We start from the raw sequence: 24,989 nt of genomic DNA, 5'->3' as shown, positions 1-24,989 counted from the left end.
TCGAAGGAGAGGGAGATGACAACCGACGCACTGGCGGCGCCGGCCACCGAGACAGGTGGTCCCCGGCGCCGCTCCGGAGGCGGCATCCGCAGCAACGAGAATCTCGCCGGCTGGCTCTTCGTGGCCCCGGTGATCGTGATCCTCGGGCTGTTCCTGCTGCTGCCGATCCTGATGGCGCTCTGGGTCAGCCTCACCGACTGGAACGGCCAGGGCAGCCCGTTCACCGCCAAGGTGCCGTTCGTCGGCGCCCACAACTACACCCGGCTGTTCACCGAGGAGGGGCTGGCCCGCCGGGACTTCATGACCAGCATCCGGAACAACATCTACTACGTGGTGATCGTGGTGCCGGTGCAGACCGCGCTGGCGCTCGGCCTCGCGCTGATCGTCAACAACCGGATGCTGAAAGGGAAGGGCTTCTTCCGCAGCGCCTTCTACTTCCCCTCGGTCACCAGCTCCGTGGCGATCAGCGTGGTCTTCCTCTTCCTGTTCACCAGCTCCGGCGCGGTCAACCAGCTGCTCGGCTTCTTCGGCATCACCGGGCCGCAGTGGTTCGCCGACTCCCGCGGCGTGCTGCACCTACTGTTCGGCGCCCTCGGCGTGGACGAGCCGCCGGCCGCGCTCGCCGACGGCGGCCCGTTCGGGCTGAGCTGGTGGGACTGGCTCTCCGGTCCCAGCGTCGCGATGATCACGATCATCTCGCTGGTCATCTGGACGACGTCCGGCACGTTCATGCTGATGTACCTCGCCGCGCTGCAGAACGTCCCGGAGGTGCTGGACGAGGCGAGCTCCCTGGACGGCGCGTCCCGCTGGCAGCGGTTCCGGTACGTCACCCTCCCGCTGCTCAAGCCGACCACCTTCCTGGTGCTCACCCTCGGCCTGATCGGCTCGTGGCAGGTCTTCGACCAGGTGTACGTGATGAGCCAGGGCGCGCCGGCCAAGACCACGCTCACGCCGGCCTACCTGTCGTACCGGACCGCGTTCCGCGAGTTCGACTACGGCAGCGGGGCGGCCATCTCGTTCGTGCTGTTCCTCATCATCATCGTGCTCACACTGGTGCAACGGCGGGTGATGGCCGACCGGGACGGCGCGGCGCCCGGCCGTCGCTGGTGGCGTCGGCGCGGATCGGAAGGGTCGTCGTCATGACCGCGCTCACCGATCGTCCGGTGCCGGCGGCGCCCGCCCGCCGTGACCACCGCGTGGCCCGCACCCTGGTCAACCGCTTCCTCGGGTACGCCATCCTGATCTTCTTCGGGCTGGTGTTCCTCTATCCGTTCGTCATCCAGCTCAGCAACGCGCTCAAGACGGAGCCGGACGCGACGGCGAACCCGCTGTCGCCGTTCCCCGACCCGCTCACCACCGCCAGCTTCGAACGGATCTTCGCGGGCACCAACTTCCCGCTCTGGCTCGGCAACTCGCTGCTGGTCACCGTGCTGGTCACGCTCGGCCGGGTGTTCTTCGACTCGCTCGCCGGCTACGCCCTGGCCCGGCTGCGGTTCAAGGGGCGGGCGGGGCTCTTCGCCGCGGTCATCGCGGTGATGGCGGTGCCCGGCGTGGTGCTGCTGATCCCGAAGTTCCTGGTGCTCAACCAGTTGGGCATCTACAACAGCTACGCCGGGCTGATCGTGCCGCTGCTCGCCGACGCGGCCGGGGTCTTCATCATGAAGCAGTTCTTCGAGTCGATCCCGGTGAGCGTGGAGGAGGCGGCCCGGATCGACGGCGCCGGCGTCTTCCGCACCTACTGGTCGGTGGTGCTGCCGATGGCCCGGCCGGCGCTGATCACCCTGACCATCCTGTCGTTCCAGGGTTCCTGGAACGAGTTCCCGCACAGCCTCGTCTCGGTCCAGAACCCGAGCCTGTTCACCCTGCCGCGTGGGCTGGCCGACCTGGTCAGCGGCTCGCTCGGCACGGGCACCCAGTATCCGCTCAAGCTGGGCGCGGCGCTGCTGGCCACCATCCCGGTGGCCGTGCTCTTCATGATCTTCCAGCGGTACTTCGTCAGGGGCGCCAACGAGGGCGCCGACAAGGGCTGAGCCGCCTTCGGTGGTGGTTCCCGGCGACCCGGCCGGGAACCACCACCGGCTCAGTCGCGCTGGATGACCGAGATGATGTTGCCGGCCGGGTCGGTGAACCAGGCGATGGTCGGCCCGTTGTCGCGCATGATGCCCTTCTCGTCCTGCGGCAGGCCCGGGTAGCGGGCGAACTCCACCCCGCGCGCGGTCAGCTGCTCGACGGCCCGGTCGACGTCGTCGACCTGGAAGTTGAGCATCGTGTAGGCCGCCGGCACGTGGTCGGGCTTGGGATAGACCAGCACCGTGTGGCCGCCGGCGAGGTGCAGCTTCAGCAGGTCCCCCTCGCGGGTCACCCGCAGGCCGAGCGTGTCGGCGTAGAACCGCTCGGCGCGGTCGGGGTCGTCCGCCGAGAATCCGCTGAACGCCTCCGTGTCGGTGAACATGTCCGTCGCCTTTCCTTCCGCTGCGTCGCCGCGCTCGGTGCGGAGCCTGCGGCCCGCCGGGTGGCCGTCCACCCGCGTCCGCGGCGTACCAGGGGTGGACCGGCGCGCCGCCCGGAACTCATCGGCGCCGGTCGCGCGCTCACGGATCGAGCCTGGCCGGCAGGCCGAACCGGGCGAAGAGCCGGGGCTCCAGGAAGTGCACGAGGCGGGTGATCCGACCACCCTCGACGGTGATCAGCTGGATCGAGAACGGCCGGAGCACGCCGGCCGGATCCGGCCGGTACTGCGCCAGCGCCGGGCCGCCGTTCGCCGCCACCTCGACCAGCCGGGAGCCCCGGCACCCGGCGCCGGGGCCGCGCATCCACCGGCCGATGTCGGTCGCGCCGCGCAACCACATCCGGTACGGCGGCATGGTGTGCACCGCGTCCGCGCGCAGCAGCCCCACCAGCGCGTCCACGTCGTACGCCTCGAACAGCAGCACGTAGCGGTCGAGCAGGTCGCGGTGCTCCCGGTCGAGTGCCGGGGCCGGGCCGGTGGCGTCCCGGTCGGCCATCGTCGCCCGGGCCCGTTGCAACGCGCTGTTGACCGCCGGGACGCTGGCGTCGAGCAGCTCGGCCACCTCGTCGGCGCGCCAACGCAGCACGTCGCGCAGGATCAGCACGGCCCGCTGCCGGGGCGGCAGGTGCTGCAGCGCGGCGACGAAGGCCAGCCGGACCGACTCGCGGGCGACCGCCAGCTCGGCCGGGTCGGCGTGGGCGGTCAGCAGCACGGCGTCCGGCGCCGGACCCAGCCACTCGCCGGCCGGCCCGTCCAGCGCGGCGGCCGTCGGGGCCGACGGCGCGCCGACGTCCATCGGCAGGGCGCGCCGGGCCCGCCCGGCGAGCTGGTCCAGGCAGACGTTGTGGGCGATCCGGTAGAGCCAGGTGCGCACGCTGGAGCGCCCGTCGAAGCGGTCGAGACCACGCCAGGCCCGCAGCAGCGTCTCCTGTACCGCGTCCTCGGCGTCGAAGACGCTGCCGAGCATCCGGTAGGCGTACCCGGTCAACTCGACCCGGAACTCCTCCAGCTCGACGGCCGGCGGTGCCGTGACGGTGGTCATGGCTCCACCGTAGGCGGACCCTCCGACACCGACGAGCGTCCGCGCGGTGGTCAGTCCTGCGGTACCGGCTCGGTGGGGACCGCGACGTGCAGCCGCACCTGGGGGACCAGCATGTCGTCGACGTCCAGCGCGCGGGCCGCGCCGTCCGGCTCCCAGCCGGTGCTGGTGAGGAAGCGGCGGGTCGCCTCGTCCCCGTCGAACGCCCAGGCGACGGCGCGGGTGAAGCCGTCGGTGCGCCACAGGTCCACGGTGGCGGCCAGCAGCCGGCTGCCGTGCCCGCGCCGGGCCCAGCGCGGCTCGACCAGCAGGTCGGTCACCGCCGCCACCCCGTCGCCCAGCGCCTCGGCCGGTTCCTCGGGCGCCAGCGCCTCGGCGTCCGCCGGTCCGGAGGCGGCGAAGCCCACCAGATACGATTGCTCGGCCTGTTCGACGGCGACCAGCACGCGGTGGGCGCCGGAGGGCGGCTCCTGCACCGCCGCGCTCCACCGCCGGGCCAGAAACGCCTCGTCCAGGTTGTCGAGCACGTGCCGGGGCAGGATCCGGCGATAGGCGACCCGCCAGGTCGCGAGCTGGATGCGTGCGATCTCGCCGGCGTCCTCGGGACGTGCCGGGCGGACGTACCCCATGGCCATGGCACGGAAGCCTACGCAGGGCGGGAGACACGATGGTGGCGCAGGGTGCCAGGCGGACGGCGACGCAGGTCGTCGGGGTGGTGGCGCTCGCCGTCGCGGTGGCGGTGTTCCTGCTGTTCTTCGCCGTCCGGCATGGCTTCTTCGACCTGAAGGTCTACTACGGCGCGCTGACCTTCTGGGTGCACGACGGCGGGGACATCTACGACTACCTGAAGTACGGCACCCAGTACGGCTTCACCTACCCGCCGTTCGCCGCCCTGGTGATGCTGCCGATGGCGTACCTGCCCTGGCCGGTCGCGATCACCGTCAGCGTGGTCGCCAGCGTCGTGGTGAGCACGGTGCTGATCTGGTGGCTGCTCGGCCCGGTCGCCCGGCGGGCCGGCTGGACCCCGTGGTTCGCCCTGGCGATCGCGCTGTGCCTGGCCGCCGCGTACGAGCCCATGCGCGAGACGATCAACTTCGGCCAGGTCAACATGCTGCTGCTGTTCCTGGTGGCGGTGGACCTGCTGCGGCTGCTGCCGGCCGGCAACCGCTGGGCGGGCGTCGGCATCGGGCTGGCCACCGCGATCAAGCTGACCCCGGGCGTGTTCATCATCTACCTGCTGATCACCCGGCGCTGGTGGGCGGCGGTCACCTCGATGGCGACCGCCGCGGGCGCGACGCTGTTCGCCGCCGCGCTCTTCCCGGACGCCTCCCGGGAGTTCTGGACCTCCGCGCTGTGGAACACCGGCCGGGTCGGTGAGCTGTCGTTCGTCTCCAACCAGTCGCTGCGTGGCATGGTCGCCCGGTTGAACCCCGAGCACCCGAGCACGCTGGCCTGGCTGGTCCTGGTGCTGGCGGCGCTCGCGGTCTGGGCCTGGCGGTCCCGGGCCGCGGTGGCGGCCGGCGACGAGGCCACCGGGCTGGCCCTGACCGGCGCGGTGTCGTGCCTGGTCAGCCCGGTCACCTGGGTGCACCACCTGGTCTGGCTGATCCCGGCGCTGCTGCTGCTGGTCGACAACGCGGTCGCCGCCCCGGCCCGCAGCCGCCGGCGCCGGGTGCTGATCGGGTCGGTGGTGGTCGCCTACGGGCTGCTGATCAGCCGGATCGTCTGGGCCTGGGAGCGGGACTCCAGCGGGGTGGACGGCTTTCTGGGCAGCAACACCTACGTCTGGATCAGCATCGCGCTGCTGGTGCTGCTGCCGATCCGCCGGCACGCCGCCCCGACCGCCGCCGGGCCGGGCACCCCCACCGGCCCCGCCGGCTCAGCCGTCGAGCCGGCCGGCTCCGTCGATCGGCCCGCCGTCGAGCCGGCCGGCTCCGTCGATCGGCCCGCCGTCGAGCCGGCCGGCGTAGCGCAGCTCGACCAGGTGGACCGGGGGCCGGCCGCCGGCCAGCGGCACCGGGTAGGTGCACCGCTCGCCGTCGGGTGACAGCCCGGCCCGCCCGCAGAATCGGCGGCCCCGCGCGTTGTCCGCCAGCACCCAGAGCCGGTACGTTCGCCAGCCACGCCCGGCCATCTCCCCCCGCGCCGCGGCCAACAGCGCGCGGGCGGTGCCGTCGCCCCAGTGCGCCGGCTCGACGTGGATCCCCAGCACCTCGCCGAGGCTGTGGTCCAGGTCGTCCCGGTCCTGGTCGTTGCGGTACGGCCCGAACGTGGTGAACCCGACCGGAACGCCGCCGACCTCGGCGAGCAGGGTGGTGAACGGGTGCTCCGGGTCGGCGGTGCCGAGGTCCCGCCGGCGCTGCGCCCAGGCCACCGGGTTGAGCCGGCCCAGCACCTCGTCGGGCATGATCCCGGCGTAACCGGCCTGCCAGCCGTGGATGTGCACCCGGGCGATCGCCTCGGCGTCGTCCGGTTCCTCCCGGCGGATGGTGAGCATGTGTCCGTTCTATGCCCGACCGGGCGGTCGGTCCAGCGTTCCCCGCCGTGTCGGGGGCGTGGATTAGGGTGCCGGACGATGGCCGCACCGGAATCGCTCTCCCTCGCCCAGGCCCGCCGGGTGGCGTTGGCCGCCCAGGGCTTCGCCGACCCGGCGCCCACCGGGGTGCCCACCCGACGGCACCTGCGCCGGGTGCTCGACCGGGTCGGCCTGATCCAGATGGACTCGGTCAACGTGCTGCAGCGGGCGCACTACCTGCCGCTCTACAGCCGGCTCGGGCCCTACCCGACGGCGTTGCTGGACGACGCCGCCTACCGCCGTCCGCGGGAGCTGTTCGAGTACTGGGGGCACGAGGCGTCGCTGGTGCCGGTGGGGCTGCACGCGGCGCTGCGCTGGCGGATGGCCAAGGCCCGCGATGACGCCTGGGGCGGCATGCGGCGGATCGCCGAGGAGCAACCCGAGCTGGTCGCCTGGGTCCGCGCCGAGGTGGCCGCCCGGGGGCCGCTGACCGCCGCCGAGATCGAGCACGACGCGCCCCGGGAGACCGGCAACTGGGGGTGGAACTGGTCGGCCGTGAAGCGGGCGCTGGAGTTCCTGTTCTGGGCCGGCGAGGTCACCGCCGCCGAGCGCACCACCTCCTTCGCCCGCCGCTACGACCTGCCTGAGCGGGTGCTACCGGCCGCCGCGCTGGACGCGCCCACGCCGACCGACGCCGAGGCGTACCGGACGCTGGTCGCGGTGGCCGCCCGGTCGCTCGGGGTGGCCGCCGAGCCGGAGCTGCGCGACTACTTCCGGCTGCCGCTGGCCGGCGCCCGGCAGGCGATCGCCGAGCTGGTCGAGGCCGGTGAGCTGCGCCCGGTGGCGGTGCGGGGCTGGCGGCAGCCGGCCTGGCTGCACGCCGACGCCCGGCTGCCCCGCCGGGTGCGGGGCAACACCCTGGTCAGCCCGTTCGACCCGCTGGTCTGGGAACGGGCCCGTACCGAGCGGCTGTTCGGCTTCGGCTACCGGATCGAGATCTACGTGCCGGCCCCGCAGCGGGTGCACGGCTACTACGTGCTGCCGTTCCTGCAGGGGGAGCGGTTCACCGCCCGGGTCGACCTGAAGGCCGACCGGAAGGCCGGCGTGCTGCTGGTGCCGGCGGCCTGGCGGGAGCCGGACGTCGAGGAGGGGGAGACCGCCGTGGCGCTCGCCGCCGAGCTGTACCGGCTCGCCGGTTGGCTCGGGCTGTCGGCCGTGGCCCCGCCCGCCGCCGGGGACCTGGCGATGCCGCTGGCCGCCGCGCTGGCGGGTGTCGCCGGTGTACCGTGACCGGTGTGACGAGCGTGGACGGGCCGGCCGGGCCGGGGCAGCCACCGGCGGCGGTCGAGCCCGGGCAGGACGGGTCGCCGGAGTCCGCGGCGCCGGGCTCCGCCGCGCCGGTCGGGTGGGCCTACGACGGCGCGTACCCGCCGGTGGCGTACCAACCGGTCGAGCCGGACCGGTTGACCCGGTTCGTGCTGCGGGTGCACGCGCGGGCCCCGCGCTGGGCGGTGCCGCTGGCGGCCGTCGGTTGCGTCGGGCTGGGCATGGCGTACGCGCTGGTCAGCAACCCGACCACCAGCGACCCGGACGCCGCCCCGAGCTGCCTGCTCAAGCTCACCACCGGGCTGGACTGCCCGGGCTGCGGCGGCACCCGCGCGCTCTGGTACGTGCTGCACGGCGACCTGCCCGCCGCCGCCCGGCACCACTTCCTCTTCGTCTTCGCGCTGCCCTTCCTGGCGTACCTCTTCGTCGCCTGGGCCGGGCAGCAGGCGTTCGGCTGGCGGCTGCCGGAGCTGCGGGTCGGGCCGAAGCTGATCGCCGGCTTCCTGACCGCCTGGCTGGCCTTCTCGGTGCTGCGCAATCTGCCCTGGGCGCCGTTCACCACCCTCTACGTCTGACCGCGGGCGCCACTTCCCGTAGTGGTACCGCGGGGACCGTCCGGTAACCGACGTCGCATCCGGTGAGGCTGGCTTGGGCGCGGACCCCGTCCACCACTACAGTCCCAGGAATGCCGGACATGGTGCAGCCCCAGGTCACGCTGATCGCGTGGACCCAGTTCCAGGCCCCCGACGGGGTGCCGTGGTCGACCGACGCCGACGGCGGCCAGGCGCTGGCCGAGTTCGCCGGGCGGGCCTGCTACCAGAGCTGGAAGAAGCCCAACCCGGGGACCGCCACCAACGCCGGCTACCTGGCGCACATCCTCGAGGTCGGGCACCTGAGCGTGCTGGAGCACGGGAGCGTGAGCTTCTACTTCACCGGGGTGTCCCGCTCGTTCACCCACGAGCTGATCCGGCACCGGCACTTCTCGTACTCCCAGCTCTCCCAGCGGTACGTCCCGGAGCGGGACGCCGCCATGGTGGAGCCGTCGGTGATCGCCGACGACCCGGAGCTGCACAAGACGTTCGTCGAGGCGGCCGAGGCGAGCGTCCGGGCGTACACGGAGTTGCTGGAGGGGCTGGAGCGGCGCTTCTCCGACGAGCCGAACCCGACGCTGCGCCGTAAGCAGGCCCGGCAGGCCGCCCGGGCGGTGCTGCCGAACGCCACCGAGACCCGGATCGTGGTCACCGGCAACTACCGGGCCTGGCGGCACTTCGTCAAGATGCGGGCCACCGAGCACGCCGACGTGGAGATCCGCGAGCTGGCCGTGGAGTGCCTGCGCCAGCTGCAGCGGGTGGCGCCGAACGTGTTCGCCGACTTCACCATCTCCGCCCTGCCGGACGGCAGCGAGGTCGCCGCCACCCCCTGTGCCGAGTGAGCCGAGGCCCTTACCCACCGGCGCTCCGGTGCTCGTCCGCTAGGTTGTGAACATGACGCACGACCATCCTGCCGCTCCCGACCGGGGCCCCTCCCGCCCCTTCGGGCGGCTGCTCACGGCGATGGTGACCCCGTTCACCGCCGACGGCTCCCTCGACCTCGACGGCGCCGCCCGGCTGGCCCGGCACCTCGTCGAGGAGCAGGGCAACGACGGCCTGGTGGTCAACGGCACCACCGGTGAGTCGCCGACCACCACCGACGCGGAGAAGGAACGCCTGATCCGGACGGTGGTCGAGGCGGTCGGCGACCGGGCCCGGGTGGTCGCCGGGGTCGGCACCAACGACACCCGGCACACCATCGAGCTGGCCGCCTCCGCCGAGAAGGCCGGCGCGCACGGCCTGCTGGTGGTGACGCCGTACTACAACAAGCCCCCGCAGGCGGGGCTGCTGCGGCACTTCACCGCCGTCGCGGACGCCACCGGCCTGCCGGTGATGCTCTACGACATCCCGCACCGGGCCGGCACCGCGATCGCCACCGACACCCTGGTGCGGCTGGCCGAGCACGGCCGGATCGTGGCGGTAAAGGACGCCAAGGGCGACCTGACCGCGACCAGCTGGGTGACCAGCCGCAGCGACCTGGCCGTCTACAGCGGCGAGGACTCGCTCACCCTGGCCGCCCTCGCCGTCGGCGGGGTGGGCGTGGTGGGCACCTCGACGCACTTCACCGGCGCGCTGACCAAGCGCATGATCGAGGCGTACGAGGCGGGTGACCCGGCCACCGCGCTGGCCCTGCACCGGCGGCTGCTGCCGCTGTTCACCGGCATCTTCCGTACCCAGGGAGTGATCCTGGTGAAGGCGGGCCTGGCGGCCCGCGGGCTGCCCGCCGGCCCGGTGCGGCCCCCGCTGGTCGACGCCACCGGTGACGAGTTGGCCCAGCTGCGCGCGGACTGTGCGGCAGCGGGCCTGGAACTGACCGAATGATCGAACGACACGACGGACGCCGGGTTACGGCGTCGCAGAATGAGGTGGACGAGTGACCGAGGCCCACATCGAGGGTGAACTGCCCCCGCCGCTGCCCGAGGGCGGCCTGCGGATCATCCCGCTCGGCGGGCTCGGCGCGATCGGCCGGAACATGACCGTCTTCGAGTACGACGGCAAGCTGCTGATCGTCGACTGCGGGGTGCTCTTCCCCGACGTCGAGCAGCCGGGCGTCGACCTGATCCTGCCCGACTTCGGCCCGATCCTGGACCGGCTGGGTGACGTGCAGGCCATCGTGCTGACCCACGGGCACGAGGACCACATCGGCGCGGTGCCGTACCTGCTCGCCCACAAGCCGGACATCCCGCTGGTCGGCTCCCAGTTCACCCTGGCGCTGGTCGAGGCGAAGCTGGCCGAGCGGCGGATCCAGCCGTACACGTTGACCGTGCGGGAGGGCGGCCGGGAGCGGCTCGGCCCGTTCGAGTGCGAGTTCTTCGCGGTGAACCACTCCATCCCGGACGCGCTGGCGGTGGCCATCCGCACCCCGGCCGGGCTGGTGCTGCACACCGGTGACTTCAAGATGGACCAGCTGCCGCTGGACGGCCGGATCACCGACCTGGCCGGCTTCGCCCGGCTCGGCGCGGAGGGCGTCGACCTGCTGCTGTCGGACTCCACCAACGCGGAGATCCCCGGCTTCGTCACCCCGGAGCGGGAGATCGGGCCGGTGCTCGACTCGATCTTCGCCAAGGCGAAGGGGCGGATCATCGTCGCCTCGTTCGCCTCGCACGTGCACCGGGTGCAGCAGGTCTTCGACTCGGCGGTCGAGCACGGCCGCAAGGTGGCGCTGATCGGCCGCTCCATGGTCCGCAACATGGGCATCGCCCGCGACCTGGGCCTGCTGAACATCCCGGCCGGCCTGGTGATCGGCATCGAGGAGGCGACCACCCTCCCGCCCGAGCAGATCGTGCTGATGTCCACCGGTTCGCAGGGCGAGCCGATGAGCGCGCTCGGCCGGATGGCCAGCGGCGACCACCGGCACATCACCATCGCCCCCGGCGACACCGTGGTGCTGGCCTCGTCGCTGGTGCCCGGCAACGAGACCTCGGTCTACCGGGTGATCAACCGGCTGGCCCGGGCCGGCGCCGTGGTGGTGCACAAGGACGTGGCCAAGGTGCACGTCTCCGGCCACGCCCCGGCCGGCGAGCTGCTCTACCTGCTCAACGTGGTCCGGCCGAGCAACCTGATGCCGGTGCACGGCGAGTGGCGGCACCTGCGCGCGCACGCCCGGCTCGGCATCGAGTCCGGCGTCGCGCCGGACCGGGTGGTGCTCTGCGAGGACGGCGACGTGGTCGACCTGGTCGAGGGCCGGGCCACCCTGGTCGGGCACGTGAAGAGCCGGTACGTCTACGTCGACGGTTTGGCCGTCGGTGACGTCAGCGAGTCGCTGCTCACCGAGCGGCGGATCCTCGGCGACGGCGGCTTCATCGCCACCACCGTGGTGGTCGACTCGGTCACCGGCAAGGTGGTGGCCGGCCCGACCCTGTCGGCGAAGGGCTTCTCCGAGGACCCGGAGGCGTTCAACCCGGTCGTCCCCCTGGTCACCGAGGCGCTCAACCGGGCCGCTGCGGACGGCATCACCGACCCGCACCAGCTCCAGCAGATCGTCCGGCGGACCGTCGGGCGCTGGGTCAACGACAAGTACCGCCGCCGTCCGATGATCGTCCCGACGGTCGTCGAGGTCTGATCCCACCGGCTCCGCACGCCGGTCCACCGTTCGCGGTGGGCCGGCGTCGTCGCTTTCCGGGTACGCCCCGACACGCTGCGCCGATACCGTCCCGGCTGGTTCAACCGATCGGCCATCGTCTCCGTACTCCGATCCGGCAGGCGTGCCCCGCGCCGGCCGGAAGGAGCGTGCCGGGATGGACCGCAGACGGATGACAGCCATCGGCGTGGTGCTCGCCGCGGCCGGCCTGACCGCGGCGGTGACCCTGCCGTCGTTCGCCGGTGAGAACGCCGCCGCCCCGGGAGGCGGTGAAGCGGCCGGGGCGACCGCGACCGGCGGCGCGACCCCCGAGGTGCTGGACGCGATGAGCCGGGACCTGTCGCTCACCCGCGAGCAGGCGGCGCGGCGGTTGGCCGGCGAGCGCCGGGCCGCCGACACGGTGGACCGGCTGCGGACCGCGCTCGGGGGCGACTACGGCGGCAGCTGGCTCAGCGCCGACGGCGGCACGCTGACCGTCGCGGTCACCGACCCCGCCCAGGCCGACCGGGTACGGGCCGCCGGCGCGGTGCCCAAGCAGGTCGACCGGGGCGTCGCCGAGCTGGACGCGGTGAAGACCCGGCTCGACTCGGCCGGTCGGCAGGCCGCCCCGGACATCACCGGCTGGTACGTCGACGCCCCCACCAACTCGGTGGTGGTGCTGGCCCGACCGGGCGCCGAGAACGCCGGCCGCCGGTTCGCCGCCGCCACCGGGGTGCCCGCCGAAGCGGTCCGGGTGCGGGAGTCGGCCGAGCGGCCGCGCCCGCTGTTCGACGTGCGCGGCGGCGATGGGTACCTGATCAACGACGTCGCCCGCTGCTCGGTCGGCTTCTCGGTGGTCGGCGGCTTCGTCACCGCCGGGCACTGCGGTCGGCCGGGCGACCGCACCACCGGCGCCAACGAGGTCCCCCAGGGCACCTTCGCCGCGTCCTCCTTCCCCGGCGACGACTGGGCGGTCGTCCAGGTCAACGGCGCCTGGTCGCCGGAGGGCGCGGTGAACGACTTCAACGGCGGCGCGGTGCCGGTCAACGGCTCCGCCGAGGCCCCGGTGGGCGCGTCGATCTGCCGGTCCGGCTCCACCACGGGCGCCCGCTGCGGGGTGGTCGAGGCGAAGAACGCCACGGTGAACTATCCGGAGGGGACGGTCACCGGGCTGACCCGGACGAACGTCTGCGCCGAGCCGGGCGACTCCGGCGGCGCCTGGCTCTCCGGCGACCAGGCGCAGGGCGTCACCTCCGGCGGGTCCGGCGACTGCACCGTCGGCGGGGTCACCTTCTTCCAGCCGGTCAACGAGATCCTCCAGCGCAACAACCTGACCCTGGTCACCGCGAACTGACCCCGTCCGGAGCCGCCCCCGACCGCCGACGCCCGGCGGCCGGGGCGGCTTGCGGGTCCGCGGTCAGCCGAGGAGGGCGTTGAGCTCGCCGTACGGCACCGCCGGCTCGAGCGTCGCGTACGACCCGCCGCCCAGCGCCTCGGTGGCCGCCCGGCGGACCAGTCCGTACGCGGCCTCGGCCAGCGCCGAGCCGAGGCTCACCCGGGCCACGCCCAGCTGGGCCAGGGCGGCCACGCCGGGCGCCCCCGGGCCGGCCAGCACGTTCACCGGGCCGGCCACCCCGGCCACCAACCGGGCGATCGTGGCGGGATCGACCACCCCCGGCACGAAGATGCCGTCCGCCCCGGCCGCCAGGTACGCCTCGGCCCGGCGAAGTGTCTCGTCCAGCCGACCCGCCGGTTCCCCGACCGCCCGCAGGTACGTGTCGACCCGGGCGTTGACGAAGAGCTCCACCCCGGCCCGCCGAGCGGCCTCCCGCGCCGCGGTGATCCGCTCCTGCTGGTCCACCACGGACCGCAGCGCCGTCGGGTCGCCCGGTGCGACGTCCTCGACGTTGATCCCCACCGCCCCGGCGGCCAGCACCTCGTCGACCGTACGGGCGACTCCGGCCGGGTCGGGCGCGTAACCGTCCTCGACGTCGGCGGTGACCGGCACCGCGACGGCGGCGCTGACCCGGGCGATTGCGGCGACGGCCCGGTCCCGGTCCAGCCCTCCGCCGTCCCGGACGCCCAGGCTCCAGGCCACCCCGGCGCTGGTGGTGGCGACCGCCGGCGCGCCGGCGTCCTCGATGATCCGGGCGCTCGCGGCGTCCCAGGCGTTCGGCAGGACGAGCGGGGCACCGGGTCGGTGCAGCGCGTGCAGGCGGGCGGCGCGGAGCTGAGCTGGCGTGGTCATGCGACCAGTGCACCAGTCCCGGTCCACCGCCGTCCGGCGGCTTCCGGACCTCACCGTCGCGGCCCTCAGGGCAGGGCGGCGACCGCCTCGGCGTACGCCACCCCGGTGGCGACCGCCGCGTCCACCAGCACGCCCAGCTGGGCCGGGGCCACCCCGTGCTCCAGGTCGGTGGTCACGTCCCCGGCCAGCACCAGCTCGCCGGAGTCCAGCTCGTGCACGTACGCCTTGGGCATCAGCCGGTCATGGTTCCACGCGTTGCAGAACTCGTACGCCTCGGCGATCCGCCCGGCCGGCAGCCGACGGGTGGCCGCCACCCGGGCGTGCAGGATCTCCCCGGCCGGGCCGACCCGGCGGAACTGGATCACCGCCTCGTCCCAGCGACCGACCAGCACGCCGGCGGCGTCCACCGCGTACACGTCTCCCCGGCGGTCGAGCACCGCGCCGATCATCGACACGCTCAGCGGCGCCAGCTCCTCCGCCGAGGGCAGGAACGGTTCCGCCGCCGGGTCGCCCTCGTCGTGGTCGCCGTCGGGCAGCGGCACCACCGGGGCATCCACCGGCCGCTCGGCCAGCCAGGAGGCGATCCGGCCGGACTGGTGACCGGTGCCGTTGCGGGCGTCGAAGCTGCCGGCCAGCCGGGTGGCCAGGGCGAGCAGGTCGGCGCCGAGCGTCACCACGTCCGGGTCTGCGGCGGCCCGGTCGGCGTACCCGGGGCGGCGCACCCGCCGGTCACCCAGCCCCGCGTCGGCGGCGACCGCGCAGACCAGCGCCCCGGCGGCGGCGAACTCCATCGCGGACAGGTCGTCGTGCGGCTGGTCCAGCCGGGGCAGCTGCTCGGCGAGCAGGTCCAGCCCCCGACCGGGGTGCCCGGCCAACGCGCAGAACCGCAGGTGCGCGGCCAGGTACCCGAAGGCGAAGCGCTCCCGCCGGTGCCGCCGGTACGCCCGCACGTGCGCCCGCCCGGCGCGGGCCGGCTGCCCGCCACGCAGCCATGGCAGCTGGGCCACGGCGAGCGCCCGCTCCGGCTGGTCGGTGCAGTCCAGCAGGCCGTCCAGCACCGGGCGCAGCGTCTCCAGGGCCGCCGCGTCGTCGCCCCAGCCGGCCAGCAGTTCGGCCCGCTTACCCGGCAGGCAGCTGGGGCAACCGGCCGCCGGATCGGGCTCGGCGCGGGCCCAGTACTCGTGCCAGTGCCGGGCGATCGGCTCGTCGCCGAGGTGGTCGGCGAGCCGGCAGCGCAGCTGGGCCACCAGTCCACTGTCCTCGCCCGCGCGCAGCGCCAGGTCGTCCAGCAGGGCCCGGGTGAGATCGAGGCCGATCCGGGGTGTGCCGATCGCGGCCTCCACCGCGTACCGGTGGTGCCGGCGCAGCAGGGCGGCGTCGCGCTCGTCGAGCAGGCCGGGGTGCCGGTCGACCGCGGCGAGCAGCCGGCGTACCGGCTCGACGACCCGCCACCGCTCCCCGTGCAGCAGGTACGCCTCGACCAGCGCCAACCGAGCCGCCGCTGCGGAGCGCGGGTCGCCGACCGTGTCGGCCCGGGTGGCGATCCGTTCCAGCTCGGTCAGCTGCGGCTCGCCGTCGGGCAGGTCCCGGGCCTCGGCCAGCGCGGCGACGAGGCCGGGGTCGCGGCCGCCGGCGAGCCCGCTGTCGCGGGTCGGGCCGCCGGTGTCGCGGGCGGGATCCCCGCCCCGGCCGGTCACGCGACCGTCCCGCCGGGCAGCCGGCCGACCGCGCCGGCGAGCTGACAACCGGTGGAGATGGCGCAGTCGAGCAGCTGGTCGAGCTGGTGCGGGGTGACCCCGCGTTCCAGGTCGGTGATCACCTCACCACACACCCGGGCCAGCCCGTCGTCGTCGACGTGCACGAACGCCTTGGGCCAGAGCCGGTCGTGGTTCCAGGAGTTGCAGAACGCGTAGAGCGCCGGCACGTGGTCGATGCCGAAGGTGGGCGCCGCGAGGGTGCGAACCTGCAGCAGCTCGCCCGCGACGCCGGGCCGCAGGAACCAGATCAGGCTGTCACCCCAGCGGCCGACCAGGTCGCCGTCGCCGTCGGTCGAGTACGCGTACCCCCGGTTGGCCAGCACCGCGGCGACCAGCTCGCCGGTCAGCGGCCGCAGGGTCCGCGGATGCCCGGCCAGCGGGTCGGGGGCGTCCTCGGGAACGGGCGACGCCATCGGGCATCCCTTCGCAGGAGGCGAATAACACGTCTGAAGGCGTGGTCCGCGTTGCGACGCGCGGACACGACCCGGAAAAGCGGCGATCTCCCGGGTGACGCCGTTACGGTGACTGTATGGCGGGCCGTACCTCTCAGGCGAGCCGGCGGCGCGGCGCGTCGCCGCGCGGTACCACGAACAGTCGTGCCCGCCAGCCGGCGAAGAAGTCCACCCGGGCCCCGGCCCGGCGGCGGACCGCGGCGCGGCCCGGCCCGGCGATCTACGTCGGCCGGGCCATCGGTGCCCTGTGGATGGGGCTGGCGCACGGCGTCGGCTGGGCGGTGCGTGGCGCGGGCCGGCAGGTCGTCTCGGCCGGGGACCTCGACCCCGAGCACCGCCGCGACGGCGGGGGCCTGCTGCTGCTCGGGCTGGCCATCCTCAGCGGGATGGCGATCTGGTTCTCCGGCGCGGGGCCGCTCGGCGCCCGGATCGCCGACACCGTGCGGCTGTTCCTCGGCGCGATCGCGATCGTGGTGCCGGTGCTGCTGATGATCGGCGCCTGGCGGCTGCTGCGTACCCCGGCCGACCCGGAGCACCGCGGCCGTGGCCTGGTGGGCTGGGGCTCGATGCTGATCGCCACCGCCGCCATGCTGCACATCGGGCAGGACCCGGTCGACAAGGTCCAGCGCGACTACGCTGGTGGCCTGGTGGGCGCGGGCGTCGGTGACCTGCTGGAGCGGGCGGTGACCGCCTGGGTGGCGGTGCCGCTGCTGGTGCTGTTGCTGGTCTTCGGCCTGCTGGTGGTCACCGCGACCCCGATCAACAAGATCCCCGAGCGGTTGGGGATGCTCACCGGCACGCTGGTCGCGCCGCCCGAGGCCGAGGACGCCGACGAGGAGCCGGTGGCCGAGAAGCCGGCCCGCCGGCGCCCGGCCCGCAAGGCCGCGCCGCCGCTGCCGGACCCGGACGACTTCGACGACTACGAGGGCGTCGACCTGCAGGACACCATCGCGCTGCCGCGCAAGCCGCCGGGAAGGGTGCCGGCCAGCCGCAAGCCGGTGGAGCCGCCGGAGCACTCGCCGCCGCCGACCCGCGCCGAGCAGCTCGCGCTCTCCGCCGTGGACGGCGACTACACCCTGCCGCCCGCGAACATGTTGAGCGGCGGCGCCGCGCCGAAGACCCGGAGCAAGGCCAACGACGAGGTGATCGCCGCGCTGACCGGCGTGTTCGACCAGTTCGACGTGGACGCCGCGGTCACCGGCTTCACCCGGGGCCCGACCGTCACCCGCTACGAGGTCGAGCTGGGGCACGGGGTCAAGGTCGAGCGGATCACCCAGCTGTCCCGCAACATCGCGTACGCGGTGAAGTCGCCGGACGTGCGGATCCTCAGCCCGATCCCGGGCAAGAGCGCGGTCGGCGTGGAGATCCCGAACACCGACCCGGAGAACGTGGCGCTCGGCGACGTGCTGCGATCCCGCGCCGCCACCAGCGACCACCACCCGATGGTGGTGGCGCTCGGCAAGGACATCGAGGGCGGCTTCGTGGTGGCCAACCTCGCGAAGATGCCGCACATCCTGATCGCGGGGGCGACCGGCGCCGGCAAGTCAAGTTGCCTGAATTCTCTCCTTATTTCCGTTTTGACCCGGGCGACGCCGGACGAGGTGCGGCTGCTCCTGATCGACCCGAAGCGGGTCGAGATGACCGGGTACGAGGGCATCCCGCACCTGGTCACGCCGATCGTGACCAACCCGAAGAAGGCGGCCGACTCGCTGGAGTGGGTCGTCCGCGAGATGGACATGCGCTACGACGATCTCGCCGCCAACGGGGTCCGGCACATCGACGACTTCAACCGCAAGGTGCGCAACGGCGAGATCAAGGCGCCGCCCGGCAGCGAGCGGGAGATGCGGCCGTACCCGTACCTGCTGGTGATCGTGGATGAGCTGGCCGACCTGATGATGGTCGCGCCGCGCGACGTGGAGGACTCCGTCGTCCGGATCACCCAGCTGGCTCGGGCCGCCGGCATCCACCTGGTGCTGGCCACCCAGCGTCCCTCGGTCGACGTGGTCACCGGCCTGATCAAGGCGAACGTGCCGTCCCGGCTGGCGTTCGCCACCTCGTCGCTGGCCGACTCCCGGGTCATCCTCGACCAGCCGGGCGCGGAGAAGCTGCTCGGCCGCGGCGACGGGCTGTTCCTGCCGATGGGCGCGTCGAAGCCGGTGCGGATCCAGGGCGCCTGGGTGACCGAGCGCGAGATCGCCGACGTGGTGAAGTTCTGCAAGGGCCAGCGGGAGCCGGAGTTCCGCCCAGACGTGCTGGCCCCCGCGCAGGACAGCAAGAAGAAGATCGACGAGGACATCGGCGACGACCTGGACCTGCTGGTGCAGGCGGTGGAGCTGGTGGTCACCTCCCAGTTCGGCTCGACCTCGATGCTCCAGCGCAAGCTGCGGGTCGGCTTCGCCAAGGCGGGTCGGCTGATGGACCTGATGGAGACCCGGGGCGTGGTCGGCCCGTCCGAGGGTTCCAAGGCCCGGGACGTGCTGGTCAAGCCGGACGAGCTGGAGGAGGTCCTGGTCGGCCTGCGCGGCGGCGACGACTGACCGGGCGGCGGGCGTAGGGTCCCTGGCGACGATCGGCCGTGGCGGTGCCGGCGGAACGGCCGAATCGTCACCCTCGGTGTTCTTCTCGACGGCAAGACATCGCCCCGTCCGGAGACTTTGCTCTGCTGCCACCGACGCGACAGCTACTCAGCGTCGTGGCAGCCTTCGCCACCGTGGACTAGCCCATCCGCGAGCGCTGCAGTTCAGAGCCCTGATGCGTATATGGCGGCAGAGCAAAGCGGGAAGCGGCGGCGGACGGCTCCGCTCTCCGCGGCTACTCTCGGTGATCCGTCGCGCTGGTGACACATCGTGATCGATGGCTGATTCGGGGGATCACAATCTCCGCGTTGTGAAGCCCCGCGCGCGGCGGCAGGAAGTTCAGTGGTAGATCTTGAGCCCGATCACGCCAGCGACCACCAGCAGCAGGCAGAGCAGCCGGGGCAGGCTGGCCGACTCACCCAGCGCCAGCATGCCGACCACCGCCGTACCGACCGCGCCGATGCCCACCCAGACCGCGTAGCCGGTGCCGACCGGGATCTCCCGCAGCGCGTAGGCCAGGCCCAGCATGCTGAGCACCAGCGTGACCAGGAAGGTGGCCGTGGGAACGGGGCGGCTGAAGCCTGCGCTGCGGTCCAGGGACACCGCCCACGCGGTCTCCAGCAGTCCGGAGATCACCAGCACGATCCAGGCCATCGGGCATCACCTCGGCGGTAGCGGTCCCCGTCGAAGCGTCGGGACCGGGACGGAGTCGGTCACGGGGCGTCTTGTCCTGACCGGGTACGCCCACCGCTCGTCCGGGGCGGCCGGGGCCGCCACGGCCGACGCTAGCACCGGCCCGGAACCAGAGACGGTGATCCGCCCCACCTTTGGTTGAGGTGAACCTTGCTTGAGGTTGAAGCATGGTCCTCATGACCGTGCTCGTCACCGACCGGGAGGTCGCCGCCACCCTGGACGCCGCCACCACCATCGAGGCGATGCGGGAGGCGCTGCTGGCCGCGTACGCCGGCCGGCTCGTCGCCCCGCCCCGAGCCGCCGCCGCGCTGGGCGCCGGCCGGATGGTGCTCACCGCCGGCCACCTGACCGGCGAGTGGTACGGCTACCGCAGCTACGACACGTTCGGTCACCCCAGCGGCGAGCAGGTGGTGGTGCTGCACGACGGGCGTACCGGCGCGGTGCGGGCCGTCGCGGTGGGGGAGGAGCTGGGCTCCCGGCGTACCGGCGGGCTGGGCGGGGTGGCGGTCGACGCGCTGGCCCGGCCGGACGCCGCCACGCTCGGGGTGATCGGCTCCGGTGGGCAGGCCTGGACCCAGGTCTGGGCGGCCGCCGCGGTCCGCCCGCTGCGCGAGGTGACCGTGCACAGCCGGTCGGCCGCCCGCCGGGAGGCGTTCGCCGCCCGGGTCCGCGCCGAGCTGGGCGTGCCGGCCCGCGCGGTGGACACCGCCAGGGCGGCGGTGACCGGGCGGGACGTGGTGGTGCTCGCCACCACCAGCCACACGCCGGTGCTCGACGCGGCCGATCTGGCCCCGGGCACCCACGTCAACGCGGTCGGCTTCAAGCAGGTCGACCGGCACGAGTTCGGCACCGACCTGCTGGACGCCGCCGCGCTGCTGGTCACCGACTCACCGGCCCAGGCGGCCGGGTACGCACCGCCGATGCTGGCCGTGCTCCCGCCGTACGCCGGGCGGTTGCGCGACCTGGGCGCGGTGCTGGCCGGGGCGGTCCCCGGCCGGACCGGCGCGGACCAGATCTCGGTCTTCTGCTCCACCGGCCTGGCCGGTACCGAGGTGGCCCTGCTCGACCGGTTGGTCCGGGTCGGCGCGGCGGTCTGACGCCGGCGGGATGTGAGCCGCCCGATGCCTCGGGTGTGCGTTGCGGGCCCGCGCCGACGCGCCCGGTACCCTCGGATCGTGTCTGCCACCTCTCCTTCCGACAACCCCGGCCGCCGGGTCGCCCTGCTGACCCTCGGCTGCGCCCGTAACGAGGTCGACTCGGAGGAGCTGGCCGCCCGGCTGCACGCCGACGGCTGGCAGGTCAGCACCGACGGCGAGGGCGCCGACGTGGTGGTCGTGAACACCTGCGGCTTCGTCGAGAAGGCCAAGCAGGACTCGATCCAGACCCTGCTGGCCGCCGCCGACACCGGCGCCAAGGTGGTCGCGGCCGGCTGCATGGCCGAGCGGTACGGGCGTGAGCTGGCCGACAGCCTCCCCGAGGCGCAGGCCGTGCTCAGCTTCGACGACTACCCCGACATCGCCGCCCGGCTGGACGCGGTGGTGGCCGGCGAGGCGATCGACGCGCACACCCCGCGCGACAGGCGTGAGCTGCTCCCGCTGACCCCGGTCAAGCGGCAGGCGGCGGCCGTCTCGCTGCCCGGCCACGGCACCCCGACCCGGGTCGCGCCGGAGACCGACGAGCACACCCCGGCGCACCTGCGGCAGGTGCTCCGGCACCGGCTCGACACCGGGCCGGTCGCCTCGCTGAAGCTGGCCAGCGGCTGCGACCGGCGCTGCGCGTTCTGCGCCATTCCCGCCTTCCGCGGCGCGTTCGTCTCCCGTACCCCGGACGAGCTGCTCGCCGAGGCGGAGTGGCTGGCCAGGACCGGCGTCCGCGAGCTGGTGCTGGTCAGCGAGAACTCGACGTCGTACGGCAAGGACCTGGGCGACCCGCGGGCGCTGGAGAAGCTGCTGCCGCAGCTCGCCGCGATCGACGGCATCGTCCGGGTGCGGGCCAGCTACCTGCAGCCGGCCGAGACCCGCCCCGGGCTGGTCGAGGCGATCGCCACCACGCCCGGCGTGGCGGCCTACTTCGACCTGTCCTTCCAGCACTCCAGTGAGCCGGTGCTGCGCCGGATGCGGCGTTTCGGCTCCACCGACCGGTTCCTGGAGCTGCTGGCCGGCGCCCGGGAGTTGGCCCCGGAGGCCGGCGCGCGGAGCAACTTCATCGTCGGCTTCCCCGGCGAGACCAAGCAGGACGTGGCCGAGCTGGTCCGCTTCCTGACCGAGGCGCGGCTGGACGCGATCGGCATGTTCGACTACAGCGACGAGGACGGCACCGAGGCCGCCGGCCTGCCCGGCAAGGTCTCCGCCGGCACCGTGAAGCGCCGGTACGACCGGCTCAGCGCGCTCGCCGACGAGCTCTGCTCGCAGCGGGCCGAGGAGCGGCTCGGCAGCACCGTCGAGGTGCTGGTCGACACGGTCGACGACGGCGTGGTGGAGGGGCGGGCCGCGCACCAGGCGCCCGAGGTCGACGGCTCGACCACCCTGGTCGCGCCGGTCGGCGGCGGGGTCGACCTGGCCGCGCTGCGCCCCGGCGACCTGGTCCGCGCCACGGTCACCGCGACCGAGGGCGTCGACCTGCTCGCCGTGCCGGATGAGATGATCTCGGCGGCGCCCGGCGCGGACCGGTGACGGCGGGCCGGAGCGAGCGGGGGAGCCACGTGGTGCGGTGCCAGGTACGCCACGCCGGCCGGGCCGGGGCACGGCCGTGACCGACGCGACGGAGTCGGCGCCGGCGGTGCCCCGGGTGCCGGTGCGCAACGCCGCGAACGCCCTGACCCTGCTGCGGCTGGTGCTGGTGCCGGTGTTCACCGCGATGGTCGTGGTGTCCGCCATGACCCACGCCGGCTGGCGGGTGGTGGCCTGCCTGATCTTCGTCTTCGCCTCGGTGACGGACCTGGTCGACGGCTGGATCGCCCGCCGCTTCGGGCTGGTCACCGCGGTCGGCAAGGTGGCCGACCCGATCGCCGACAAGGCGCTCACCGGCGCGGCCCTGGTGCTGTTGTCCTGGTACGACCTGCTGCCCTGGTGGGTGACCGTGGTGATCCTCGTCCGGGAGCTGGGCATCACCGCGCTGCGGTTCTGGGTGATCCGGCACGGCGTGATCGCGGCCAGCCGGGGCGGGAAGATCAAGACGGCGCTGCAGATCCTGGCCATCACCTGGTACCTCTGGCCGATGCCGGCCGCGCTGGCCCCGGTCGGTCCGTGGATCATGGGCGCCGCCGTGCTGGTCACCGTGGTCACCGGCTTCGACTACGTCGCCCAGGCCGTCCGGCTGCGCCGCCCCGCCCGCTGACCCGCCGCCGACGGGCCCGCGCCGGGTCCGGCGCCGCGCCGGGAGCCCGGCACGCCCCGGCTCCGCGCAATGCCGCCGTGACCGGCTGGCGGTGCCGCAGGATGAGTGGGGGGGCGACCGGCGGGGAAGGGAGATCGGGCATGGGTACGGACGCGAACCACGCACGACCGGCCGGCAGCCCGGCCGCGGCGGTGGTGCACCTGCTGCACGAGCGGCACGACACGCTGGCCACCGTCGAGTCGCTGACCGGTGGGCTGCTCGCCGCCGCGATCGTGGAGATCGCCGGGGTGAGCGGGATCTACCGGGGCGGCCTGGTCACCTACGCCACCGAGCTGAAGTCCGAGCTGGCCGGCGTGCCGGCGGCGTTGCTCGCCGAGCGCGGACCGGTCGACCCGGACGTCGCCCGGGCGCTCGCCGAGGGCGGCCGGCGGCGCTGCGGGGCCGACTGGGGGCTGGCCACCACCGGGGTGGCCGGCCCGGAGCCGCAGGACGGCAAGCCGGTGGGCCTGGTCTACGTGGCGGCGGCCGGCCCGCACGGCACCGCCGTCCGGCAGCTCGACCTGGACGGCGGCCGGGACCACATCCGGGCGGCCGCGGTGATCGAGGCGCTGCGCCTGCTGGCCGAGCGGATCCACGCCGCTGCGGGCGACGACCGGGCGGCGCAGAGCGACCCGGCGCCGGCCCCGGCGGGCCGCCGGTGACCGGGGTGATCGGATCCGACGGGCGGGGTGGGATGTCGCGGGCCCTGGCAACGGGTACGGTTGCGGGAAGGCTCCGGCGCACGACGTCGGCGCCGGAGGCGGATTCCCGCCGCCGGCGCGGGCGACCGCCCGCCGGTGAAGTGTTCACTTCCAGGGGGAGGTGCGATGGTCCTGCTACGCCGGGTGATCGGTGACGCACTACGGGCGCGCCGCCAGGGTCAGCACCGCACCCTGCGCGAGGTCTCCACCGCCGCCAACGTCAGCCTCGGCTACCTGTCCGAGATCGAGCGCGGCCAGAAGGAGCCCTCCAGCGAGCTGCTGGCCGCCATCTGTGACGCCCTCGGCGCCCGCCTCTCCGAGCTGCTGCGCGAGGTCAGCGACACGGTCGCCCTCGCCGAGCAGCTGCCGGGCGTGCTGGTGCCGGTGCAGGACGAGCCGGTCGAGGCCGCTGGGGTGGGTGCCGGCGCGGTGGGCAAGTCCGCCCGGGGCGTACGCCAGGTGACCTCCGACGGCAAGGTCTCCGTGTCGGTCCGCCAGGACTCCCCGCTCAAGGCCACCCTGCGCAGCACCCGGGTGCGCAGCGGCGAGCGCGACGTGGTCTGCGCGGCCTGATCCCGGCGCGGTCGGCTCGTGGCCGGGCCGGCCGGCGCCGCGTAGGCTTGATCCCAGGCTGTGCGGAGCACTCCCTCGGTAGGGGTCGCCGCACTGGCGGCCGGCTGCGACGATGGGGGCCGCCTCCCGCACCGCCGACCGGTCGAGGCGAGGCGCAGCGACGCTACTGAGGGGATACCGCGGAGATGGCGAACCCGTTCGTCAAGGGCTGGCACTATCTGATGGCGCTGTTCGGCTCCAAGATCGACGAGCACGCCGATCCGAAGGTGCAGATCCAGCAGGCCATCGAGGATGCCCAGCGCCAGCACCAGGCGCTCGTCCAGCAGGCGGCGGCGGTGATCGGCAACCAGCGCCAGCTGGAGATGAAGCTGTCCCGGCAGATGTCCGAGGTCGAGCGGCTGCAGGGCAACGCCCGGCAGGCGCTGGTGCTCGCCGACCAGTCCCGGGCCCGGGGCGAGGAGGCCGAGGCCACCCGCTACGAGCAGTCCGCGCAGGTGCTCGCCACCCAGCTGGTCTCGGCCGAGCAGGCCACCGAGGACCTGAAGACCCTGCACGACCAGGCGCTCGGCGCCGCCGCGCAGGCCCGCCGCGCGGTCGAGAACAACTCGATGATCCTCCAGCAGAAGCTGGCCGAGCGCACCAAGCTGCTCAGCCAGCTCGAGCAGGCCAAGATGCAGGAGAGCGTGGCCCGCTCGCTGGAGTCGATGTCCGCGGTCACCGCGCCCACCAACACCCCCTCGCTGGACGAGGTGCGCGACCGCATCGAGCGGCGGTACGCCAACGCGATGGGCCGGGCCGAGCTGGCCGGAAACTCGGTCGAGGGCCGGATGCTGGAGATCCAGAAGTCCACCCTGGACAGCGCCGGCTCCTCCCGGCTGGAGCAGATCCGGGCCAGCATGGCCGGCGAGCAGCTCGCCGGCCGGCAGGACCGCCCGGCGTTGCAGCAGCAGACCCCGCAGTCGGCGGCGCCGGCGGCCGACCCGGCCGCCGCCGCCCGGCTGGACGAGCTGCGGGCCAGCATGGCCCGCGACCGTGGCCAGGGGGACACCACCGCCGCCGGCTGAGCGCGGCACGAG

23 protein-coding genes, 1 pseudogene and 1 riboswitch are annotated in these 24,989 nt (G+C 74.0%); of the genes and pseudogenes, 16 read left to right on the top strand and 8 right to left on the bottom strand.

The window, feature by feature from the left end:
* The first annotated feature begins 15 nt into the window (after positions 1 to 15).
* On the top strand, positions 16 to 1,143 hold the full coding sequence (locus ACFY3U_RS00640; protein ID WP_387192586.1) for a carbohydrate ABC transporter permease: 1,128 nt from the start codon (positions 16 to 18) through the stop codon (positions 1,141 to 1,143).
* The gene (locus ACFY3U_RS00635; RefSeq protein ID WP_387192583.1) at positions 1,140 to 2,030 is read left to right on the top strand and encodes a carbohydrate ABC transporter permease; all 891 of its coding nucleotides are present in this window, start codon (positions 1,140 to 1,142) and stop codon (positions 2,028 to 2,030) included. Before ACFY3U_RS00640 ends, ACFY3U_RS00635 begins: the two co-directional genes overlap by 4 nt.
* A 50-nt stretch (positions 2,031 to 2,080) precedes the next feature.
* Here ACFY3U_RS00635 and ACFY3U_RS00630 read toward each other — a convergent pair whose 3' ends face one another.
* The 3 genes from ACFY3U_RS00630 to ACFY3U_RS00620 all read right to left on the bottom strand — a co-directional run bounded on the left by ACFY3U_RS00630 (position 2,081) and on the right by ACFY3U_RS00620 (position 4,183).
* Entirely contained in the window at positions 2,081 to 2,452 is a 372-nt protein-coding gene (locus ACFY3U_RS00630; protein WP_387192580.1) for a VOC family protein, read from the bottom strand.
* Between the two features lie 139 nt (positions 2,453 to 2,591).
* Positions 2,592 to 3,551 carry a sigma-70 family RNA polymerase sigma factor gene (locus ACFY3U_RS00625; protein WP_387192577.1) on the bottom strand — a complete coding sequence of 320 codons (960 nt, stop codon included), beginning with the start codon at positions 3,549 to 3,551 and terminating at the stop codon, positions 2,592 to 2,594.
* A 50-nt stretch (positions 3,552 to 3,601) separates the two neighbouring features.
* Positions 3,602 to 4,183: a GNAT family N-acetyltransferase gene (locus ACFY3U_RS00620; protein ID WP_387192574.1), complete on the bottom strand. Its 582-nt coding sequence runs from the start codon at positions 4,181 to 4,183 to the stop codon at positions 3,602 to 3,604.
* A 35-nt stretch (positions 4,184 to 4,218) separates the two neighbouring features.
* Between ACFY3U_RS00620 and ACFY3U_RS00615 the strand changes: the two genes are divergently transcribed.
* Entirely contained in the window at positions 4,219 to 5,595 is a 1,377-nt protein-coding gene (locus ACFY3U_RS00615) for a glycosyltransferase family 87 protein (protein WP_387194080.1), read from the top strand.
* Positions 5,596 to 5,610: 15 nt separating this feature from the next.
* Here the strand turns inward: ACFY3U_RS00615 and ACFY3U_RS00610 are convergent.
* Positions 5,611 to 5,955, bottom strand: a pseudogene (locus ACFY3U_RS00610) (GNAT family N-acetyltransferase); the annotation flags it as partial.
* A gap of 168 nt (positions 5,956 to 6,123) precedes the next feature.
* On the opposite strand from ACFY3U_RS00610, the gene ACFY3U_RS00605 reads away from it, so the two are divergent.
* The 6 genes from ACFY3U_RS00605 to ACFY3U_RS00580 all read left to right on the top strand — a co-directional run bounded on the left by ACFY3U_RS00605 (position 6,124) and on the right by ACFY3U_RS00580 (position 12,892).
* Positions 6,124 to 7,353 (top strand): winged helix-turn-helix domain-containing protein, encoded by a 1,230-nt coding sequence (locus tag ACFY3U_RS00605; RefSeq protein ID WP_387192571.1) that lies wholly within the window; start codon positions 6,124 to 6,126, stop codon positions 7,351 to 7,353.
* On the top strand, positions 7,350 to 7,964 hold the full coding sequence (locus ACFY3U_RS00600) for a DUF2752 domain-containing protein (RefSeq protein WP_387192568.1): 615 nt from the start codon (positions 7,350 to 7,352) through the stop codon (positions 7,962 to 7,964). Before ACFY3U_RS00605 ends, ACFY3U_RS00600 begins: the two co-directional genes overlap by 4 nt.
* A gap of 119 nt (positions 7,965 to 8,083) precedes the next feature.
* Positions 8,084 to 8,821, top strand: coding sequence for an FAD-dependent thymidylate synthase (thyX, locus tag ACFY3U_RS00595; protein WP_387194077.1), 738 nt, complete (start codon positions 8,084 to 8,086; stop codon positions 8,819 to 8,821).
* A 52-nt stretch (positions 8,822 to 8,873) separates the two neighbouring features.
* Positions 8,874 to 9,800 carry a 4-hydroxy-tetrahydrodipicolinate synthase gene (gene dapA / locus ACFY3U_RS00590; protein ID WP_387192566.1) on the top strand — a complete coding sequence of 309 codons (927 nt, stop codon included), beginning with the start codon at positions 8,874 to 8,876 and terminating at the stop codon, positions 9,798 to 9,800.
* 52 nt (positions 9,801 to 9,852) lie between these two features.
* Positions 9,853 to 11,541, top strand: a complete 1,689-nt coding sequence (locus ACFY3U_RS00585; RefSeq protein ID WP_387192563.1) for a ribonuclease J — start codon at positions 9,853 to 9,855, stop codon at positions 11,539 to 11,541.
* A 175-nt stretch (positions 11,542 to 11,716) separates the two neighbouring features.
* On the top strand, positions 11,717 to 12,892 hold the full coding sequence (locus tag ACFY3U_RS00580; protein ID WP_387192560.1) for a S1 family peptidase: 1,176 nt from the start codon (positions 11,717 to 11,719) through the stop codon (positions 12,890 to 12,892).
* A gap of 63 nt (positions 12,893 to 12,955) precedes the next feature.
* On the opposite strand, the gene ACFY3U_RS00575 is transcribed toward ACFY3U_RS00580, so the two are convergent.
* The 3 genes from ACFY3U_RS00575 to ACFY3U_RS00565 form a co-directional block, all read right to left on the bottom strand.
* Entirely contained in the window at positions 12,956 to 13,786 is an 831-nt protein-coding gene (locus ACFY3U_RS00575) for an isocitrate lyase/phosphoenolpyruvate mutase family protein (RefSeq protein WP_387192557.1), read from the bottom strand.
* Positions 13,787 to 13,851: 65 nt separating this feature from the next.
* The gene (locus ACFY3U_RS00570; protein ID WP_387192554.1) at positions 13,852 to 15,483 is read right to left on the bottom strand and encodes a YbjN domain-containing protein; all 1,632 of its coding nucleotides are present in this window, start codon (positions 15,481 to 15,483) and stop codon (positions 13,852 to 13,854) included.
* Positions 15,480 to 15,956, bottom strand: a complete 477-nt coding sequence (locus tag ACFY3U_RS00565; protein ID WP_387192551.1) for a YbjN domain-containing protein — start codon at positions 15,954 to 15,956, stop codon at positions 15,480 to 15,482. Before ACFY3U_RS00565 ends, ACFY3U_RS00570 begins: the two co-directional genes overlap by 4 nt.
* Positions 15,957 to 16,072: 116 nt before the next feature.
* Here ACFY3U_RS00565 and ACFY3U_RS00560 point away from each other — a divergent pair, with 116 nt between their 5' ends.
* Complete coding sequence (locus tag ACFY3U_RS00560; RefSeq protein ID WP_387192548.1) at positions 16,073 to 18,532, top strand: DNA translocase FtsK 4TM domain-containing protein; 2,460 nt, start codon at positions 16,073 to 16,075, stop codon at positions 18,530 to 18,532.
* A 378-nt stretch (positions 18,533 to 18,910) separates the two neighbouring features.
* On the opposite strand, the gene ACFY3U_RS00555 is transcribed toward ACFY3U_RS00560, so the two are convergent.
* Positions 18,911 to 19,225, bottom strand: a complete 315-nt coding sequence (locus ACFY3U_RS00555) for a DMT family transporter (protein ID WP_387192545.1) — start codon at positions 19,223 to 19,225, stop codon at positions 18,911 to 18,913.
* A 60-nt stretch (positions 19,226 to 19,285) separates the two neighbouring features.
* Positions 19,286 to 19,350: riboswitch (guanidine-III (ykkC-III) riboswitch) on the bottom strand.
* A 90-nt stretch (positions 19,351 to 19,440) separates the two neighbouring features.
* Between ACFY3U_RS00555 and ACFY3U_RS00550 the strand changes: the two genes are divergently transcribed.
* The 6 genes from ACFY3U_RS00550 to ACFY3U_RS00525 all read left to right on the top strand — a co-directional run bounded on the left by ACFY3U_RS00550 (position 19,441) and on the right by ACFY3U_RS00525 (position 24,977).
* Complete coding sequence (locus ACFY3U_RS00550) at positions 19,441 to 20,361, top strand: ornithine cyclodeaminase family protein (RefSeq protein WP_387194074.1); 921 nt, start codon at positions 19,441 to 19,443, stop codon at positions 20,359 to 20,361.
* Positions 20,362 to 20,436: 75 nt separating this feature from the next.
* A complete protein-coding gene (gene rimO / locus ACFY3U_RS00545; protein ID WP_387194071.1) occupies positions 20,437 to 21,936 on the top strand; it encodes a 30S ribosomal protein S12 methylthiotransferase RimO in 1,500 nt (499 codons plus the stop codon).
* 76 nt (positions 21,937 to 22,012) lie between these two features.
* Positions 22,013 to 22,600, top strand: a complete 588-nt coding sequence (gene pgsA / locus ACFY3U_RS00540; protein ID WP_387192543.1) for a CDP-diacylglycerol--glycerol-3-phosphate 3-phosphatidyltransferase — start codon at positions 22,013 to 22,015, stop codon at positions 22,598 to 22,600.
* Between the two features lie 140 nt (positions 22,601 to 22,740).
* Complete coding sequence (locus tag ACFY3U_RS00535) at positions 22,741 to 23,301, top strand: CinA family protein (RefSeq protein ID WP_387192540.1); 561 nt, start codon at positions 22,741 to 22,743, stop codon at positions 23,299 to 23,301.
* 165 nt (positions 23,302 to 23,466) lie between these two features.
* Positions 23,467 to 23,913, top strand: coding sequence for a helix-turn-helix domain-containing protein (locus tag ACFY3U_RS00530; protein WP_387192537.1), 447 nt, complete (start codon positions 23,467 to 23,469; stop codon positions 23,911 to 23,913).
* 185 nt (positions 23,914 to 24,098) lie between these two features.
* Positions 24,099 to 24,977 (top strand): PspA/IM30 family protein, encoded by an 879-nt coding sequence (locus ACFY3U_RS00525; RefSeq protein ID WP_387192534.1) that lies wholly within the window; start codon positions 24,099 to 24,101, stop codon positions 24,975 to 24,977.
* Positions 24,978 to 24,989 lie beyond the last annotated feature (12 nt).

The organism is Micromonospora sp. NPDC000089 (genome assembly GCF_042899365.1).
Classification (GTDB): domain Bacteria; phylum Actinomycetota; class Actinomycetes; order Mycobacteriales; family Micromonosporaceae; genus Micromonospora.
This window is presented reverse-complemented; position numbering and strand designations above follow the sequence as displayed.